The organism is Polaromonas sp. (assembly GCF_018780625.1).
Lineage (GTDB): Bacteria > Pseudomonadota > Gammaproteobacteria > Burkholderiales > Burkholderiaceae_C > Polaromonas.
Window position 1 is genome coordinate 1 of record NZ_JADMJK010000124.1, and the last position, 16,726, is coordinate 16,726.

Here is a 16,726-nt window from a genome sequence, read left to right on the forward strand (position 1 = left end):
CGCTGTACGAGCTGTGGCTGGGCGCCGCCTTGCTGACCAAGCTCAGGCGGGAGCGCAGCGCGCTCGACGCCGCCATGCACGCGACCTTGCGCCTGCTGAATCTGCCGGATCCGGCGGCGGCCTGATTTCCACAATTAACCCATCAACCCGCCTGTTCCGATCCGGACAGTTTTTGCCCGAACCGGTTTCGGTCATTTTTTACCCAATTCATAGCCGACCGGTCTAATTTAAAAGGAATCCCCGATGAAAAAACTCCTCTCTCCCCTCAAAGTCGGTCACCAGACCCTGAGCAACCGTGTCGTGATGGCGCCGCTGACCCGCTCGCGGGCCAGCCAGCCCGGCGATATTCCGTCGGCCCTCAACGTCGAATATTACGCACAGCGCGCCACCGCCGGCCTGATCGTCAGCGAGGCCACGCAGGTGTCGCGCCAGGGCCAGGGTTACGCCCTCACGCCCGGCATCTACACCGATGCGCAGGAAGCCGGCTGGACCCAGGTGGTGCAGGCGGTGCACGCGCAGCACGGCCGCATTGCGCTGCAGCTCTGGCATGTGGGCCGCATCTCGCATTCGCTGCTGCAGGAAAACGGCGCCGCGCCGGTCGCGCCCTCGGCGCTGATTGCCAAGGGAGCGCAGTGCTTCGTGATCCAGCCTGACGGCAAGGCTGAAAACGTGCCCACCGAAACTCCGCGCGCCCTCAGCACTGACGAACTGCCCGGCATCGTCGCGCAGTACCGCCAGGCCGCCGTGCGCGGCAAGCGCGCCGGTTTTGACTTTCTGGAAGTGCATGCGGCCAACGGCTACTTGCTCCACCAGTTCCTGTCCACCAACAGCAACCAGCGCACCGACGCCTACGGCGGCACGCTGGAAAACCGCGCCCGCCTGACGCTGGAAGTGCTGGACGCCGTGATCGCTGAAATCGGTGCCGACCGCGTCGGCGTGCGCCTGTCGCCCCACTTTGCGGCGCACGACATCGCCGACGCCGAGGCCGAAGCCAGCACCCTGTACCTGGCCAAGGCGTTCAGCGCGCGCGGCATTGCCTACCTGCACATTGCCGAGCCCGACTGGGCCGGCGGCCCCGAGCTGACCGATGCCTTCCGCGCGCAAATCCGCGCCGCCTTCAACGGCAAGCTGATTTTCTGCGGCGCCTACACCGCCGCCGATGCCGAGGCCCTGATCGAACAAGGCCTGGGCGACGCTGTCGCCTTTGGCCGCCCCTTCATCGCCAACCCCGATCTGGTGGAGCGCTTTCGCCAGGGCGCCGAGCTCAATACCCCGGACCGCGCCACGTTTTACGGCGGCGGCGCACACGGATATACCGATTACCCCACACTGGACCTGCAACCGGCCTGAAACCCGGGCGGCCTAAAAAGGAAACAACATGAAAATTCTGATGGTTCTCACCTCGCACGACCAGCTCGGCAACACCGGCAAGAAAACCGGTTTCTGGCTGGAAGAATTCGCCGCGCCTTACTACGTGTTCAAGGACGCAGGCGCCGACATCACGCTGGTGTCGCCGCTGGGCGGCCAGCCGCCGCTGGACCCCAAGAGCGACGAGCCCGATTCCCAGACCGATGCCACGCGCCGCTTCAAGGCCGATGCCGCCGCCCAGGCCGCGCTGGCCAGTACCGGCAAACTCGCTGACGTGTCGGGCGACAGCTTTGACGCGCTGTTTTACCCCGGCGGCCACGGCCCGCTGTGGGACCTGGCCGAAGACGCGGCTTCGATCAAGTTGATTGAATCCATGGCGGCCGCCGGCAAGACGGTGTCCGCCGTCTGCCATGCGCCCGGCGTGCTGCGCCACGTCAAGGCCGCCGACGGCTCGCCGCTGGTGAACGGCAAAAAAGTCACGGGTTTTACCAACACCGAAGAAGCCGCCGTGCAACTGACCGACATCGTGCCCTTCCTGGTTGAAGACATGCTGGTGAAAAACGGCGGCCACTACAGCAAGGGCGCCGACTGGGCGCCTTATGTGGTGGTTGACGGCAAACTGATCACCGGGCAAAACCCGGCCTCGTCCGAGCCGGCGGCGCACGCCGTGCTGCGCCAATTGAAGGGCGACTAGCCAGACCTCGGCCTGAAGGTGTACAACACCAAGGCCGACGGGCGCCGCGCGCCCTCCCTCAACCGATCAAAAAAGGAAACCATGGCCTACCAAAGCACCAACCCCTACAACGGAAAAGTCCTGCAAACGTTTGAGTCGATGGACGCGGCGCAGCTTGAAGCCAGGCTGCATCAGGCGTCTGAATGCTTTAACAACGACTGGCAAGGCAAGTCCTACGCCGAGCGGGCGACTATTTTGGCGCGCGCCGCCACGCTGATGCGCGAGCAGGCCCAGCCGCTGGCCGAGCTGATCACGCTCGAGATGGGCAAGCTGATCGCGCAAAGCCTGGGCGAAGTCGCGTTGAGCGCCGCCATCCTGGACTACTACGCCCAGCATGCCGAGCGCTTTCTGGCGCCCGAAACCCTGGCAACGGCCCGTGGCGAGGCGCTGGTGGAAAGTTGCCCCATCGGCGTGCTGTTCGGCGTTGAGCCGTGGAACTACCCCTACTACCAGATCGCCCGCTTCGCCGCGCCCAACCTGATGGCCGGCAACGTCGTGATGGTCAAGCACGCGTCCAGCGTGCCGCAATGCGCGCTGGCCTTCGAGCGGCTGATGCAGGAGGCCGGCGCCCCCGCAGGCGCCTACACCAACCTGTTCATCTCCAAGGAGCAGGTCGCGCAGGTCATTGACGATCCGCGCATTCGCGGCGTGGCCCTGACCGGCAGCGAAGCCGCCGGCGCCGTGGTGGCCGCACGGGCCGGGCAGAACCTCAAAAAGACGACGATGGAACTCGGCGGCAGCGACGCCTTCATCGTGCTCGAAGACGCCGACCTGGACCGGGCCGTCAAGTGCGCCGTCAGCGGCCGCATGGGCAATTCGGGCCAGGCCTGCACCGCGTCCAAGCGCTTCATCGTCGTTGAAGCGCTGGCCGACCGCTTCCTGGAAAAATTCCAGGACGCCATGCTTAACTTTGCGCCCGGCGATCCGCTCGACAAGCAGACCACGCTGGCGCCGTTGTCGTCCGCCGAAGCGCTGGACAACCTGCTGGGCCAGGTGCAGCGCGCGGTGGCCGGCGGCGCCCGCGTGGTGATGGGCGGCGCGCGCATGGACCATGCCGGCGCCTTCATGCAGCCCACCATCCTGACCGACATCAGCGCCAGCAATCCGGCCTACAAGGAAGAGTTCTTTGGCCCGGTCGCGCTGTTCTTTCGGGTCGCCGACGAAGCGGCGGCCGTGGCCCTGGCCAACGACTCGCCGTTTGGCCTGGGCGGCTCGGTGTTCACGCAGGACATCGAACGCGGCAAGCGGCTGGCACGCCAGATCGACACCGGCATGGTGTTCATCAATGCGCCCGCCTCGTCGTCGCCGGAACTGCCTTTTGGCGGCGTCAAGAATTCCGGTTATGGCCGCGAGCTGTCGGGCGCGGGCATCCAGGAATTCGTCAACAAGAAGCTGATCCGTGTGGCCTGAGCGCGGGCCGGGCAGCGCCTTGGCGCGCTGCTAAGCTCGGTGCCATGTCCCAAACTCCACTTCCCTGCGGCACCCAGCCCATGACCCCGCTGCAACGCCTTCGCGCCCGCCTGGACGGCGACGCCTCGCTCGTCAATGCGCTGCTGGTCGGGCTGGTGGCCGTGTTGCTGCTGCTGGCCTTTGTGGTGGGCGGCGCCGAGGTCATGGAAGGCGATACGCGCAGTTTTGACCAGTATCTGCTGCAAGGCGCGCAATCGGTGCGGGCCGGCCATCCGTGGCTGGCCTCCATCATGCGCGACTTCAGCGGGCTGGGCAGCACGGCAACGCTGACGCTGTTCACGGTGGTCACCGTCGGCTACCTCGCGCTGGTCTCGGCCCGGGTGACGGCCCTGCTGGTGGCCACGTCCGTCATCACGGGCGCCTTCTTTGTGCAGTTTCTCAAGGCGGGCTTCGGGCGCCTGCGCCCGGACGCGAGTTTTGCCGAGATGGTGGCCACGGGCCTGAGCTTTCCGAGTGGTCACACCAGCATGTCCGCCATTGTCTTCTTGACGCTGGGCGCCCTGATTGCCAGAACCCGCAGCCGCGCGCCCGAGCGCCTCTACATCCTGGCAGCGGCCGCGCTGATGGCGCTGCTGGTGGGCATCAGCCGCGTCCTGCTGGGCGTGCACTGGGCCACCGACGTGCTGGGCGGCTGGGCATTTGGCGCGGCCTGGGCCATGGCCTGGCTGCTGCTGGCGCGCTACCTGGCCCAAAGACCGGCCGACATGAGCGCATGACCCTTTCATCCCCCCTTGATAATGCCCGCCCTTTGGGGCCGGCTTGCTTCACATGCTCAACACGCTTAACACCAACTTTTCCGAACGCGCCGTTGTCAACACCCTGACCGCGCCCTGGCAGGCGTCCCCCGCCGCCCTGGTGCAGCGCCGGCTGATCGAGCGCGACGGCGGCGAAGTCGCACGCGCCACCTCCATCGTCCGCTACGGCGCAGGCGCCCGCTTTCAGTCCCATCTGCACGACCTGGGCGAGGAAATCCTGGTGCTCGAAGGCCAGCTCTCGGACGCCCAGGGAGACTACGGCCCGGGCACCTACCTCAAGAACCCGCCCGGCTCCAGCCACGCGCCGTTTTCAGAAAACGGCTGCAGCCTGCTGGTCAAGCTGCGCCACCTGGACCCCAACGACCAGGGCCGGGTGGTGGTCGACACCGCCCGTGCCACCTGGTTTCCCGGCATGGTGCCCGGCCTGTCGGTGCTGCCGCTGTCGGGCTTTGAAGGCCAGCACACCGCCATGGTGCGCTGGGCGCCCGGCACCTTTTTCAACCCGCACCGGCACCACGGCGGCGAGGAAATCTACGTGGTCGAGGGCATTTTTGAAGACGAGAACGGCCGCTACCCGGCCGGCACCTGGCTGCGCAGCCCGCACCTGAGCCAGCACCAGCCGTTCAGCCGCGAGGGCTGCCTGATTTTTGTCAAGACCGGGCATTTGCCGGCGGTGGGGTGAGGGGGTGGCTTTGGGCTGATGGGGATGCGCAGGGGTGGATCAGTCCAAAAGACTGGACGCCGACCTTTAGATTTCCGGATACCTGTCATTCAACGTTCGGCGTCAGCCGCGCCCGCTTGCGGGCGTTAGGCAGCGCCTATTTCTTTGCGATTACTTGTGCCAGAACAATCCGCCCCTCTTCAAGATTTCGCCGTTGATTTTGGGCCATAGCTTGAAAATCAGCTCCGAGAAGCACGTGAAATCCAAGGGCCGGCAAGCCTTCTTTACGGATCTTTTCGGCCAGTGCCACAAACCACGCGCGCGCGGCGTCGGTGGTGTCTGACCAATTGGAAATCGTGAAGCCCGTCTCCTCGAGGAGCTTACGCAACTCATCTGGCCGCACCAGGAAGCTTGTATCGGGGGTGCGCGCCCAAGGGACAGGAAAGAGAACCGGGCCTGACGGGCCGGCCAGAATATCGTAGATGGCAAGCGTGCCCCCGGGCTTTAGAACCCGGTGCATCTCCCCATACAGCCGGGTCTTGTCTGGGATGTTCATTGCCACGTGCTCCGTCCAGACCACGTCAAATGTGGCGTCGTCGAACGGCAGGTTGGTGGCGTCGGCTTGGCGATAGTCCACCAGCTGCGCGAGGCCGATTTTGGCGGAGAGCATCGCAGCGGCGCGGCAGTATTCCTCGGTGAGGTCGATGCCAGTGACGCGGCATCCGAATTCCTTCGCGAGGCATCGCGATGTTCCGCCAACACCGCTGCCGACATCCAGTACGTGCTTTGCCGCATCGAGACCCGCAGCCCGCGCAAGCTCAAGGGTCGCTGTACGGCCGCGGATGTGGAACTCGTCGACGGGCGCCAAGTCGTCTGGGGTAAGGCGGTTTACGTCTTTACCTGCTTTTTCTAGCGCCGTCAGAATGACGTTCCCTAAATCGGAGCGGGTGTAGTGCGTCTGGATTGCTTCGTTGACTGGAGTCGGTATGGACATGAGCCCTCCGTCTGTTGCGCTGCCTAACGTAATGTATAGAGCGAAACTTGCTCGATAAACTGGTCCGTGCTCGATATTCTGGACATCAAATCCTCCCGAAATTGGCTTGCAGCCTTCGTCATCTCTGGCTGGACTGTATAAAAAATACAGTTATAAACTATCCATGAAACCCGGCGCCCCTCCACTGAAGTCCACCCGCTTGCTGGATCAGGTGCGCGAGCGCAACCGGACCATGCACTATAGCCTCAGCACCGGGAAGGTCTACCTGTACTGGGTGCGGTTTTTCATTCGCTGGCATGAGGGGCACAGGGGGCAGGTCTTGTAATGATTCATTTGCTTCATTGCCAGTTGTCTGTATTCCGTCCGATACCGCACACGGACCATGAGTCCCCCCGATTCGCAATGACAGCGATAGATTGCACCGGTTCATGGCAAGGCCTGATCCAATGATTTTTGAGGCCCAAAGCGTGCAAATTTGCACTTGCATCATGACGTTAAAATTGTCAATTGGCGTTAACACCATACGCACCGTTTCCGTTGAGCTTCAACTTCATCGGTTTTTCCGCTGACCAGCGTTGACGTCTACACAATTGCATTTGAAAACATGAATAAACCTTTGCGCGCCATTTTGTCAGCCCTTCTTTTATGTGTGCAGGCAGGTGTCCTGCATGCACAAACCATCAGCGGAGCCGGCTCTTCAGCCGCTGCGCCTATCTATGGGAGCTGGGCGCAGGCCTACCAAAAGGCGACCGGTGCAGGTTTTTCCTATGCACCCATCGGGTCGTCCGCCGGCCTGAACAAAATTCGCGCTCGTGAGACCCATTTCGGAGCCTCCGACGTTTCGCCCAGCGAAGCCGACCTGACCAGGGATGGACTCGTCATTTTCCCCGTTGCGATTACGGGGATAGCCCCCGTAGTGAACCTGCCTAAAGTGAGTGATGGCCAATTGCGTTTGACGGGCGATGTGCTCGCCCGTATCTTCCTGGGTCAGATCACACAGTGGAATTCACCCGAGATCGTGTCGCTGAACCCGGGCAATAGCCTGCCCGATACGCCAATCAAAGTCGTGGTGCGTGCAGACGGATCGGGAACGACCTACAACTTTGCGGACTACCTTTCCAAATTGAGCCCGACCTGGAAGTCGAAATATGGCGTAAAGACCAGTTTCGATTGGCCTGCAAATTTTGTGGCGGTCAAGGGGAGTGATGGGGTTGTCAAGGCCGTCAAGGAAACCTCCGGCGCGATTGGCTATCTGGATTACGGCTATGTCAAAGACAACATGCTCGCGACGGTTCAGCTGAAAAATTTGGACGGCGAATTCATAAAACCGTCGATCGTTGCGTTTCGCAGTGCGCTTGGCGGCAGCGAATGGGTCAGCAAGGGATTGTTTACTGGCACCCTCACCAACCAGGCCGGCAAGGGCTCCTGGCCGATCACCATGGGTACATTCGTTGTCTTGCCAAAAATTGCAGATCAACCGGATCAGGCGTTGCGCGTGCTCAAGTTCTTCGTCTGGGCCTTCGTCAATGGCGACGCGCTGGTTCAGGCAAACAATTTCGTGAGACTTCCTGATCGGGTGCAAGCCTCGGCATTCAGGGCGATCTCCTCGATCAAGGACAAAAACGGAAATGCCATTGGCATGTCTTTGATGGCCGCGACAGGGTCGGCTCGCTAAGCTGGTGGCGCCCCTGTGCGCGAGCGCAGCAGGCACAGGGCCAGGTCCTGCAATGAAGCAAATGAATCATTACAAGACCTGACCCCAATGACGGCCCAGCTGCCGGGATAAGGGCACGGGATCAGCGCTGCGGCATGTCCTTGTACGAGTAGCCCAGGCTGATGGTGGCATCTTCGGGGATCGGGGGCATGGTGGCGTTCCAGGCCTCCCAGTTTTCACGCATGGCCGCCAGTCGCTCCGGCTGGCGCTGGCCCAGATTGGCGCGCTCGCGCTCATCGGCCGGGAGATTGAACAGGTAGTCATGGCCGTCCACGCGCAGATACTTCCAGTCACCCTCGCGCAAGGCGCGTTGGCTGCGATGATTCATACGCCAGTGCAGCGGCCGGACAAATTCGCGGTTCTCGGCTTGCAGCACTGGCAGCATCGAGACGCCGTCCAGCGGGTAATCGGGGTCGGCAGACACGCCGGCCATCTCCAGCATCGTGGCCGACCAGTCCATCGTCATGCAGGACTGGGTACTGCTGCGACCGGATGCGATCACGGCCGGCCAGTGGGCAATCCACGGCACGCGAATGCCACCTTCGGTCAGGTCCATCTTGCCGCCGACCAGTGGCCAGTTGTCCGAGAAACGTTCGCCGCCGTTGTCGCTGGTGAAGACGATCAGCGTGTTGTCGAGTTGCCCGTTGTTGCGCAGTGCCTCCACCAGCCAGCCGATGCCCTCGTCCATGTGGTGGATCATGCGGCGGTAGGTGTGGATGTTGCCGCCATGCAGGTGAAACAGGTTGTCCTTGACTTCATGCGCCAAGGCCTCGTCGTCGCGCGTTTCCCAGGGCCAGTGCGGGGCGGTGTAGTGCAGGCTGAGCATGAACGGGGCTTCTTGCTTTGACATGCGGTTGACGTAATCGACCGAGCGCTGTGACAGCAGGTCCGTCAGGTAGCCCTCTTCGGTGTGCGCTTGCTCGCCAAAGTACAGGTCATGGGTGCCGTTGTTGCTGCAGTGGGTGAAGTAGTCCACACCACCCGACATCGGGCCGAAGAATTCTTCGTAACCCGACTTCAGGGGGCTGAAAGTGGGCGGGTAGCCCAGGTGCCACTTGCCGATGAGCGCCGTGCGGTAGCCGCTGGCCTTGAGCAGCGAGGGCAGTGTCGGGTGGTCGGGGGGCAGACCTAGCGTGGTGCTGCCCTTGCTGCGGCTGTTGATGGGCTCGTCGGCACCGCCGCGCAGGCGGTACTGGTAGCGGGCCGTGATCATCGCAAAGCGCGTGGGCGAGCAAACGGGCGAGTTGGCATAGCCTTGCGTGAACTTCAAGCCGTTGGCGGCCAGGCTGTCGAGCACCGGAGAGACCGGGCCGAATTCGGCATCGCGGCCGCCGTAGCAGCCCAGGTCAGCAAAGCCAAGGTCATCGGCAACGATGAAGATGATGTTGGGACGGTTCATGATGGCCTTCTGGTTCATTCCACCTTCATACCGGTCGCGCGGGCCAGGCGGCCGTAGCGATCCGAGGCTTGCTGCAGGCGCTGCGTTGCAGCGGCACCTGTCTGGCCTTCAAAGTGCAAATCCAGGGTGTTCAAGCGTTCCTGCACCTCAGGTTTTTTCAGCGCGTCGAGCATGGCGCGCTGCAGGGTTTGCACCACGGCCTCGGGTGTGGCAGCGGGCACCATGGCCACGTACAGCGTCTCCTGCTCCAGGCCTTTGAGCTTGGCTTCGGCTACCGTGGGCACGTCGGGCAACAAGCTGGAGCGCCGGGTGCTGGTGACCGCAACGGCTGTGATCTTGCCGCCTTTCACATGCGCCAGCATGCCCGGCGTAGCCAAAATGCCGCCCTCGACTTCACCGGCCACGATGGCGGTGACGGCTGGCGCATTGCCCTTGTAGGGGATGTGCGTCACGTTAAGCTGCGTGGCTTCGTTGAGCAATTGCACGGCCATGTGCCCTGGGCTGCCACTGCCCGCCGAGCTGAAGTTCAGCTTCCTGGCCTTGCCCTGGGCCAGCAGATCGGCCATGGTCTTGATGCCGGTCGTCGCGCTGACGCCCAGCAGCTGTCCGGACGAGGCCATGATCAGCACGGGTTTGAGGTCCGTGGGCTTGAACGGCATCGACTTGTAAATGTGCGGATTGATAGTGAAGGTGGTGTCAATGCCGAACAGCACGGTGTAACCATCGGGCGCGCTTTTGGCCACGGCATCAGCCCCCAGGTTGCCGCCGGCACCGGGCTTGTTTTCCACGATGATGCTTTGTTTGAGGCTGCCTTGCAGCACCTGAGACATTGAACGGGCCAGAATGTCAGCGGGCCCGCCTGGCGGGAAATTGCTGATGAACTTCACGACTTTGGTGGGGTAGGCCTCTTGGGCCAAGGTGCTGGAAGCGCCGCCGATGCCCGCCGTGGCGGCGCAAATCAGCACGGCGTTCAGAAGATGGCGCTGCGAGGGAAGGAGCATAGGTTTCATGATGGGTTTTCCTGGGTCTTTGGATGGCGCTGACTTGTAGGCAGACTGTAGCGACCGCACAATCAGTTGTTCAAATCAACCATCCATAGGACATACCCTGATGACCTCCACCCGCCTGAGCCGGCTTGACACCATGGATGACCTGTTGTTGTATCGCTTGAGCCTTGTGGCGGGCAGGGCAGGCAGCATGGTGGTCCGCCTGTGCGAAGGGCAATATGGGATCACGCGTCGGGAGTGGCGTTTCCTGGGGCAATTGGCCATGCAAGACAGATTGGCGCCCTCGGTGCTGGCGCAAAGAGCCCATTTGGACAAAGCGCGAACGTCGCGAGCGATTACTTCGATGGTGGAGAAAGGACTGGTTGAACGGCGGGTCAATACGGCAGACCGCAGGCAAGCCGAAGTGGCACTGACCGATGCCGGCCGCGCACTTTACGCGCAACTCATGCCCCAGGTCCGACGCTTGAATCACGAACTGCTGGAGGCGCTGACAGGCGACGAGGTGACCCTGCTTGATGGGTTGCTTGATCGACTTCAACGCCGGGCCGAAGCCATGGTTCACGAGCACCATGCGGAACTGCCGAAAACCATGCGTCACAAAGGGGGCAGGGAGAGGGCGCCTCGGGCGTGAAGGTGTGATTGAAAAATTTTGTTGGCGCCTACCTGGAATTGACCAGGCCCGCCCCCTCAAACCTTCTTCAAAAAGCAAGCCTTCAGCATGAAACTGCCCGCATCCATCTTGCAGTCGACTTCATGGTCGCCGCCGACAAGGCGGATGCTCTTGACCTTGGTGCCCATCTTGAGCGTGGTGGACGAGCCTTTGACCTTCAGGTCCTTGATCAGCACCACGGCGTCGCCGTCGGCCAGCACATTGCCGTTGGAATCCCTGACCATGGCGTCGGCGCTGTCATCGGCTTCTGGTGCGGCGGCCATGGGCCATTCGTGGCCGCAGTCGGCGCACACATAGTTGTCACCGTCCGGGTAGGTGTTTTCCATCGTGCATTGCGGGCAGGCGGGGGCTGTGGTCATGGTTGGTTTCCTGGTGAAGACGGTTCAATGGGCCCAAAGTATCCGCTATGGCCCAAGCCAGGCGCTGGTCAGGCCTGCGTTTCGTCATCGAGCCAGCGCAGGTAGGCGGCGGAACCGGCGGTGATGGGGATTTGCACGATTTCGGGCGTTTCGTAGGCATGGCGGGCCGTGATGAATTGCGCCAGCGCTTCAAACAGGGCTTGCCGCGTCTTGATGGACAACTGCCATTCCGGCTGGTCGCGCAGCGCGCCTTTCCAGCGATAGACGCTTTTCAGCGCATGGATCTGCACACAGGCGCCCAGCCGCGCTTCAACGATCTGGCGGGCCAGCGCGTCGGCCTGGGCCTCGGTGGCGGTGGTGGTCAGTACGAGGCAGTGAGCGCTGGCAGAGGGGATGTCGTGATGCGTCATTTCGATGTGATTCTCCGGCCACGGCCATACACCAGTTTCATTCCCAGAATCATCAAAGCCAGCACCAGCGTGATGGTGTTGGCAATCACCATCGGCCAGGAGTTCAGCAGCCAGCCGTAGGCCAGCCACAGCGCAACGCCCACGGTGAACACGCTGTACATGAGCAGCGAGACGCCGCTGACATCGCGGGTCCGGAAGCTCAGCCAGGCTTGGGGCACAAAGCTCACGGTGGTCAGGCAGGCCGCCAGCGCGCCAATCAGATCGGTGGTGTTCACAGGCTGCCTTCCTTCACGGCCCAGTTCACCAGCGCGTCGAGCGCGGGCCGGGCGGCGTTCGCATTCGGATGGTTGATGATGGCGACCAGCACCAGGCGCCGGCCGCTGGGGCTGTGCACGTAGCCGGCCAGTGCGGTGGCGTCGCGCAGGGAGCCGGTTTTCAGGTGCGCCCAGCCCTGCGACACGCCCGACTTGCTGCGCCTGAGCGTGCCGTCCACGCCGCTGATCGGCAGCGACGCCATCAGCTCGGGCATGGCGCCCGAGACATAGGCGGTCTGCAGCAGTCGGGCCAGGCCCTGCGGCGTGATGCGCGCCTGGCGCGACAGGCCGGAGCCGTTGTCCAGCACGGGCTGCTCTTGCCCGCCCATGCGTTCGCGCCACCACTGGGCCACCACCGCGCGCGAGGCCTCCATGCTGGCGCCGCCGGCGGGCGGCCCGCCAGACGCCTGGCCCAGCGTTAAAAACAGCTGCTGCGCCATCACGTTGTTGCTGAATTTGTTGATGTCGCGAATCACCTCGGCCAGCGGCGGCGAGGCCATTTCAAAGGCCGGGGCCTGGCCGGGCGTGGCGCGGCCTTCGCGCACGCGCCCGCCCAGCTTGCCGCCCATTTCCTGCCACATGCCGGCCACCGCGCGTTCGGCGTAGCTGGCCGGGTCGGCATAGGCGACGGCCCAGACCTTTTCGCCGCAGGCGACCGGGTAGCTGCCGTTGAAAGCCATGCGATAAGGGTCGGTGAAGTCGGCCTTGAGCTGCGCCCGGTAGTCGCCGCAGGCGGCCAGCGACGGGCTGCCTTGACCTGCGTTCTGCCCGGCCGACAGCGGCACGCGGGGCTGCATCTGCACGCCGGCCAGCGGCGGCTCAAAGCTGACGCTGGCGCTGCCGTTGCCCGGGTTGGGCGTGAACGTCATCGCCACCGTCTTGAAGTTGAGCAGCAGCGCGTCGGGCACCACGTTGTAGGGCCGCTGCGGCTCGCCGTCAAAGTCGGCCGCTTGTTGCGTGCTGGCGGCAAAGGCGCTGCGGTCGAGCAGGATGTCGCCGGTGATGGTCTTGACGCCCAGGCCCTGCACCCGGCGCAGCAGCAGCCACAGCCGCTCTTGCACCAGCTTGGGGTCGCCCCGGCCCTGAATGACGAGGTTGCCCTGCAGCACGCCGCCCGCCACGGTGCCGTCCACGTAGACCGGCGTGGCCCAGGTGAAGGACGGACCCAGCAGCTCCAGTCCGGCGTAAGTGGTCACCAACTTCATGACCGAGGCCGGGTTCATCGCGGCGTTGGCGCGCCAGCTCAGCAGCGGGGCTGGTTTGCCGTTCAGGGCCGGCGCGGCGTCGGTCACCAGCACGGCCAGCGCGTCCGGCGGCACCTTGGCGCGCGCCAGCAGGGCGGTGACGTCGGGCGGCAGGCCGGGGCTGGCGGTTTGGGCGGCGGCGCTGATGCCCAGTCCGCAGGCCAGCAGGCCAGCGGCCAGGCGGCTACAAAACGGGGTAAAAAACATGGCCCGATTATCCGCGCCGCGTCAGGCCGGATAATTGCCCGGTGCGCGTGCGCGGCCCGTGGCCCGCTACAGTCCTGATTACTATGATTTTAATAGCTGCTTATGTCCTTAATTCAAGGGCTGGTGCCTGATTTGATGCCTAAACCTCTGAAATTCCTCGCCTTTGACACCAGCACCGACCAGTTGTCGGTGGCGCTGACCGATGGCGTGCGCGTCTGGCAGCACAGCGGGCCGGGCGGCGCGCTGGCATCGACCACGCTGATTCCCGCGATTCTGGCGCTGCTGGCCGAGTCCGGCCTGGCGCTGGGCGACCTGGAGGCGATTGCCTTTGGCCGGGGCCCGGGCTCGTTCACCGGCCTGCGCACGGCGTGCGCGGTGGCGCAGGGCCTGGCCTTTGGCGCCAACCAGGGCGCGGGCATTGCGGTGCTGCCCATCGACACGCTGCTCGCCGTGGCCGAAGAAGCGCGCTTTCAGCGGGCTGACGCGGGCGCGCCCATCACGGTGACGGCGCTGCTTGATGCGCGCATGAGTGAAATGTACGTGCAGACCTATGCATTTGGCGACGGCCAGTGGCGCGCGCGCAATGGCTGCGCGCTGATCCGGCCCGAAGACCTGGCGCCCGTGAGCGGCACCGAATGGCTGGCGGGCAACGTCTTTGGCGTGTACGCCGACCGCCTGCCGGCGGGCCTGGCCGCGTTTGATCACACCGACGCGCTGCCCACCGCCAGCGCCATGCTGCGGCTGGCTCCGGCCCTGGCCGCCGCCGGGCAGTGCGTGGCGGCGGCGCATGCCCTGCCGCTGTATGTTCGCGATAAAGTAGCGCTCACCACCGACGAGCGCGCCCAGGTTAAAGCCCAGGCCGCGCTGGATGCCGGTCTTTCCACCGCCGCTTGAGTCGTCTGCCCGCCATGAATGCCGCCCTGCACCCCCTTGAAGCCCAGTTTGAAGCCCTGACGCCTGACTGGCTGGACGCGGTGGTGCGGGTTGAAAGCAGCGCCTACGCGCACCCCTGGAAGCAGAACAATTTCACCGACTCGCTCGCCTCCGGCTACCAGGCGCAGCTGCTGACGGCAGGCACGCCGCCGAACGCCGAGCTGCTGGGTTATTTTGTCGCCATGAAGGGCGTGGACGAGGTGCATTTGCTCAACATCACGGTGGCGCCTGCCTACCAGGGCCAGGGCTGGGCGCCGGTGATGCTTGAAGCGCTGGTGATCTGGGCGCGCGGGCAGGGCGCGCACTGGCTGTGGCTGGAAGTGCGGGTGGGCAATGCGCGCGCCAAAGCCGTGTACGAACGCTTTGGCTTTAGCCAGGTCGGCGTGCGCCGCAACTACTACCCGGCCGGCGATGATGCCCGCGAAGACGCGCTGGTCATGAGCCTGGCGCTGCAACCCAACCGATGAGCCGCCCCGCATGAGCCTTCACCTTGACCCCCGCCAGCGCGCCATGTTGCGTGAAATGGGCGTGCGCGTCTGGCAGCCGGCCGAGCCCAGGCCCGTAGACCAGCCCTTGCCCGAAGTTCCAGTGGCCACGGATTTTGTCGCGGCCGCAGCCAGCCATGCGCCCGCTGCCGGCCCGTTGGTGGCCAAGAAACAGGCCGTTGCCCCAGCGCCGCTGGCCCCCGTGCCGGCCCCGCCGCCTGCGATGCGCGCCGCTGGCGGGTCGGCCGCCTGGCAACTGGGCGCGGCGCAGCAGCTCTACCCGGACGCAGCCCCGGCAGCGGGCGCGCGCTGGCTGGTGCTGGCCGAAACCCCGGCCAGCGCGCTGGATGCCCCGCCGTTTCAGGGCGACGCGGGCAGGCTGCTGGACAACATGCTGCGCGCCGCCCGCCTGCACCGGGCCGGCACCGTGCTGCTGGCGCCGCTGGTGCGGCATGCCGCCACCGGTTCGCTGGCCGAGGTGCACGCGGCGCTGTCCGCCCTGGTGGCGCAGGCACAGCCTGATGTGCTGCTGATCATGGGGCGGCTGGCGGCGCAGGCCTTGCTGGCCACCAACGCGCCCTTCGGCAAGCTGCGCGGCCAGGCGCACGACCTGCACGGCGCCAAAGTGGTCGTCACCTACGACGCCACCTACCTGCTGCGCAGCCCGGCCGACAAGGCCAAGGCTTGGGACGACCTGTGCCTGGCGATGCGCCTGTCGGTGCCTGCTGCCTGAAGGCGCGCGCGCATCAGGGCTTGATCGCCACCTTGAGCACGCCGTCGCGCTGGTTGGCAAACAGCTCGTAGGCGGCCACGATGTTCTCCAGCTTGAACTGGTGCGTGACCATCACCCCCAGATCGATGCGGCCGGACGCCACCACATTCATCAGCCGGCGCATGCGCTCCTTGCCGCCGGGGCACAGCGCGGTCCGGATGGTGTGGTCGCCCAGGCCGGCCGCAAAGGCCGACAGCGGAATCGTCAGGTCGCTCGAATACACGCCCAGGCTGGACAGCGTGCCGCCGGGCTTGAGCACCCGCAGCGCCGACTCGAACGTGGCCTGCGTGCCCAGCGCTTCAATCGATGAATCCGCGCCCCGGCCGCCGGTGAGCTTCATGATCTCGTCGACCACATCGCAGTTCTTGAAATTGAGCGTGACGTCGGCGCCCAGCTTTTTGGCGATGCCCAGTCGGTGCTCGTTGCCGTCGACGGCAATGATGGTGCTGGCGCCCAGCAGGCGCGCGCCGGCCGTGGCGCACAGGCCAATCGGCCCCTGGGCGAACACCACCACGGTGTCGCCGATGCGGATGTTGGCGTTTTCCGCGCCCTTGAAGCCGGTGGACATGATGTCCGGGCACATCAGCACCTGCTCGTCGCTCAGGCCGTCGGGGATGGGTGCGAGGTTGGCCTGGGCGTCGGGCACCAGCACGTACTCGGCCTGCGTGCCGTCGATCAGGTTGCCAAAACGCCAGCCGGCCGTGGCCTTGTAGCCGTGGCAGCCGCACAGGCCCATCGGAATCAGGTAGCTGCCGTCCTGCGACGGGGCGCCGTCCTGGGCGGCGTAGGAGTTGAAGTTGGGGCAGATGGCGCCGGCAATGACGCGCTGGCCTTCGCGGTAGCCCTGCACGGCGTTGCCGAGTTTTTCGATCACGCCCACGGGTTCGTGGCCCACCGTCAGCCCCCTGGCCACCGGATATTCGCCTTTGAGAATATGCACGTCGGTGCCGCAGATGGTGGTGGTGGTGATCCGGATCAGGGCGTCATTCGGCCCCACATCCGGGATGGGCTTGTCGGCCAGTTCAATGCGGCCTGGCTCGATAAAAATAGCGGCTTTCATCATGGCGGTCATGGGTCTGTCCTTAATGCGGTGGTTTCAGATGTCGGGCGGCGCCCGTGCGCAACCTGGCCAGTGGCGGCCCGAAAGGTCGCTCCCGAATCCTAAGGCATTCCTTTCGGGCGATGTCGGCGCCTTCAGGGACCACGCCGCGCGGCCCCGGTGGATGGCCGG

18 protein-coding genes and 2 pseudogenes are annotated in these 16,726 nt (G+C 64.6%); 12 read left to right on the plus strand and 8 right to left on the minus strand.

All coding sequences use genetic code 11. The features are described from left to right. The 6 genes and pseudogenes from IV091_RS11190 to IV091_RS11215 all read left to right on the plus strand — a co-directional run. Positions 1-125, plus strand: a pseudogene (locus tag IV091_RS11190) (TetR/AcrR family transcriptional regulator); the annotation flags it as partial. Positions 126-243: 118 nt separating this feature from the next. After that, positions 244-1,350: an alkene reductase gene (locus IV091_RS11195; protein WP_293468672.1), complete on the plus strand. Its 1,107-nt coding sequence runs from the start codon at positions 244-246 to the stop codon at positions 1,348-1,350. A 28-nt stretch (positions 1,351-1,378) separates the two neighbouring features. Continuing rightward, a complete protein-coding gene (locus tag IV091_RS11200; protein WP_293468674.1) occupies positions 1,379-2,062 on the plus strand; it encodes a type 1 glutamine amidotransferase domain-containing protein in 684 nt (227 codons plus the stop codon). Positions 2,063-2,143: 81 nt separating this feature from the next. Beyond that, a complete protein-coding gene (locus IV091_RS11205) occupies positions 2,144-3,511 on the plus strand; it encodes an NAD-dependent succinate-semialdehyde dehydrogenase (RefSeq protein WP_293468676.1) in 1,368 nt (455 codons plus the stop codon). A 44-nt stretch (positions 3,512-3,555) separates the two neighbouring features. Next, the gene (locus tag IV091_RS11210) at positions 3,556-4,287 is read left to right on the plus strand and encodes a phosphatase PAP2 family protein (RefSeq protein ID WP_293468678.1); all 732 of its coding nucleotides are present in this window, start codon (positions 3,556-3,558) and stop codon (positions 4,285-4,287) included. Positions 4,288-4,339: 52 nt separating this feature from the next. After that, positions 4,340-5,008 carry a cupin domain-containing protein gene (locus IV091_RS11215; RefSeq protein ID WP_293468680.1) on the plus strand — a complete coding sequence of 223 codons (669 nt, stop codon included), beginning with the start codon at positions 4,340-4,342 and terminating at the stop codon, positions 5,006-5,008. Between the two features lie 136 nt (positions 5,009-5,144). On the opposite strand, the gene IV091_RS11220 is transcribed toward IV091_RS11215, so the two are convergent. Next, a complete protein-coding gene (locus IV091_RS11220; protein ID WP_293468682.1) occupies positions 5,145-5,981 on the minus strand; it encodes a methyltransferase domain-containing protein in 837 nt (278 codons plus the stop codon). 163 nt (positions 5,982-6,144) lie between these two features. Here IV091_RS11220 and IV091_RS11225 point away from each other — a divergent pair. Continuing rightward, positions 6,145-6,279, plus strand: a pseudogene (locus IV091_RS11225) (integrase); the annotation flags it as partial. Positions 6,280-6,585: 306 nt separating this feature from the next. Then, on the plus strand, positions 6,586-7,656 hold the full coding sequence (pstS, locus tag IV091_RS11230; RefSeq protein ID WP_293468684.1) for a phosphate ABC transporter substrate-binding protein PstS: 1,071 nt from the start codon (positions 6,586-6,588) through the stop codon (positions 7,654-7,656). 121 nt (positions 7,657-7,777) lie between these two features. Here pstS and IV091_RS11235 read toward each other — a convergent pair whose 3' ends face one another. Together IV091_RS11235 and IV091_RS11240 are read right to left on the minus strand one after the other, a co-directional pair. Continuing rightward, positions 7,778-9,094, minus strand: coding sequence for a sulfatase-like hydrolase/transferase (locus IV091_RS11235; RefSeq protein WP_293468686.1), 1,317 nt, complete (start codon positions 9,092-9,094; stop codon positions 7,778-7,780). A 14-nt stretch (positions 9,095-9,108) separates the two neighbouring features. Then, positions 9,109-10,104 carry a tripartite tricarboxylate transporter substrate binding protein gene (locus IV091_RS11240; RefSeq protein ID WP_293468688.1) on the minus strand — a complete coding sequence of 332 codons (996 nt, stop codon included), beginning with the start codon at positions 10,102-10,104 and terminating at the stop codon, positions 9,109-9,111. A 100-nt stretch (positions 10,105-10,204) separates the two neighbouring features. Here IV091_RS11240 and IV091_RS11245 point away from each other — a divergent pair, with 100 nt between their 5' ends. Further along, complete coding sequence (locus IV091_RS11245; protein WP_293468690.1) at positions 10,205-10,732, plus strand: MarR family transcriptional regulator; 528 nt, start codon at positions 10,205-10,207, stop codon at positions 10,730-10,732. A gap of 56 nt (positions 10,733-10,788) precedes the next feature. On the opposite strand, the gene IV091_RS11250 is transcribed toward IV091_RS11245, so the two are convergent. The 4 genes from IV091_RS11250 to dacB form a co-directional block, all read right to left on the minus strand. Beyond that, positions 10,789-11,130, minus strand: coding sequence for a zinc ribbon domain-containing protein YjdM (locus IV091_RS11250; protein ID WP_293468692.1), 342 nt, complete (start codon positions 11,128-11,130; stop codon positions 10,789-10,791). 68 nt (positions 11,131-11,198) lie between these two features. Continuing rightward, positions 11,199-11,540 carry a divalent-cation tolerance protein CutA gene (gene cutA, locus IV091_RS11255; protein WP_293468694.1) on the minus strand — a complete coding sequence of 114 codons (342 nt, stop codon included), beginning with the start codon at positions 11,538-11,540 and terminating at the stop codon, positions 11,199-11,201. Further along, a complete protein-coding gene (locus IV091_RS11260; RefSeq protein WP_293468696.1) occupies positions 11,537-11,815 on the minus strand; it encodes a SemiSWEET transporter in 279 nt (92 codons plus the stop codon). The genes cutA and IV091_RS11260 overlap by 4 nt, the downstream gene beginning before the upstream one ends. Beyond that, on the minus strand, positions 11,812-13,305 hold the full coding sequence (gene dacB, locus IV091_RS11265; RefSeq protein WP_293468698.1) for a D-alanyl-D-alanine carboxypeptidase/D-alanyl-D-alanine-endopeptidase: 1,494 nt from the start codon (positions 13,303-13,305) through the stop codon (positions 11,812-11,814). Before dacB ends, IV091_RS11260 begins: the two co-directional genes overlap by 4 nt. A gap of 135 nt (positions 13,306-13,440) precedes the next feature. Between dacB and tsaB the strand changes: the two genes are divergently transcribed. Genes tsaB through IV091_RS11280 form a run of 3 tightly spaced genes read left to right on the plus strand, consistent with a single transcriptional unit; the run spans position 13,441 to position 15,456 of the window. Next, on the plus strand, positions 13,441-14,199 hold the full coding sequence (gene tsaB, locus IV091_RS11270; protein WP_293468700.1) for a tRNA (adenosine(37)-N6)-threonylcarbamoyltransferase complex dimerization subunit type 1 TsaB: 759 nt from the start codon (positions 13,441-13,443) through the stop codon (positions 14,197-14,199). Between the two features lie 14 nt (positions 14,200-14,213). Beyond that, positions 14,214-14,705, plus strand: a complete 492-nt coding sequence (gene rimI / locus IV091_RS11275; RefSeq protein ID WP_293468706.1) for a ribosomal protein S18-alanine N-acetyltransferase — start codon at positions 14,214-14,216, stop codon at positions 14,703-14,705. Between the two features lie 10 nt (positions 14,706-14,715). After that, positions 14,716-15,456: a uracil-DNA glycosylase family protein gene (locus IV091_RS11280; RefSeq protein ID WP_293468702.1), complete on the plus strand. Its 741-nt coding sequence runs from the start codon at positions 14,716-14,718 to the stop codon at positions 15,454-15,456. A 13-nt stretch (positions 15,457-15,469) separates the two neighbouring features. Here IV091_RS11280 and IV091_RS11285 read toward each other — a convergent pair whose 3' ends face one another. Further along, on the minus strand, positions 15,470-16,567 hold the full coding sequence (locus IV091_RS11285; RefSeq protein WP_293468704.1) for an NAD(P)-dependent alcohol dehydrogenase: 1,098 nt from the start codon (positions 16,565-16,567) through the stop codon (positions 15,470-15,472). Positions 16,568-16,726 lie beyond the last annotated feature (159 nt).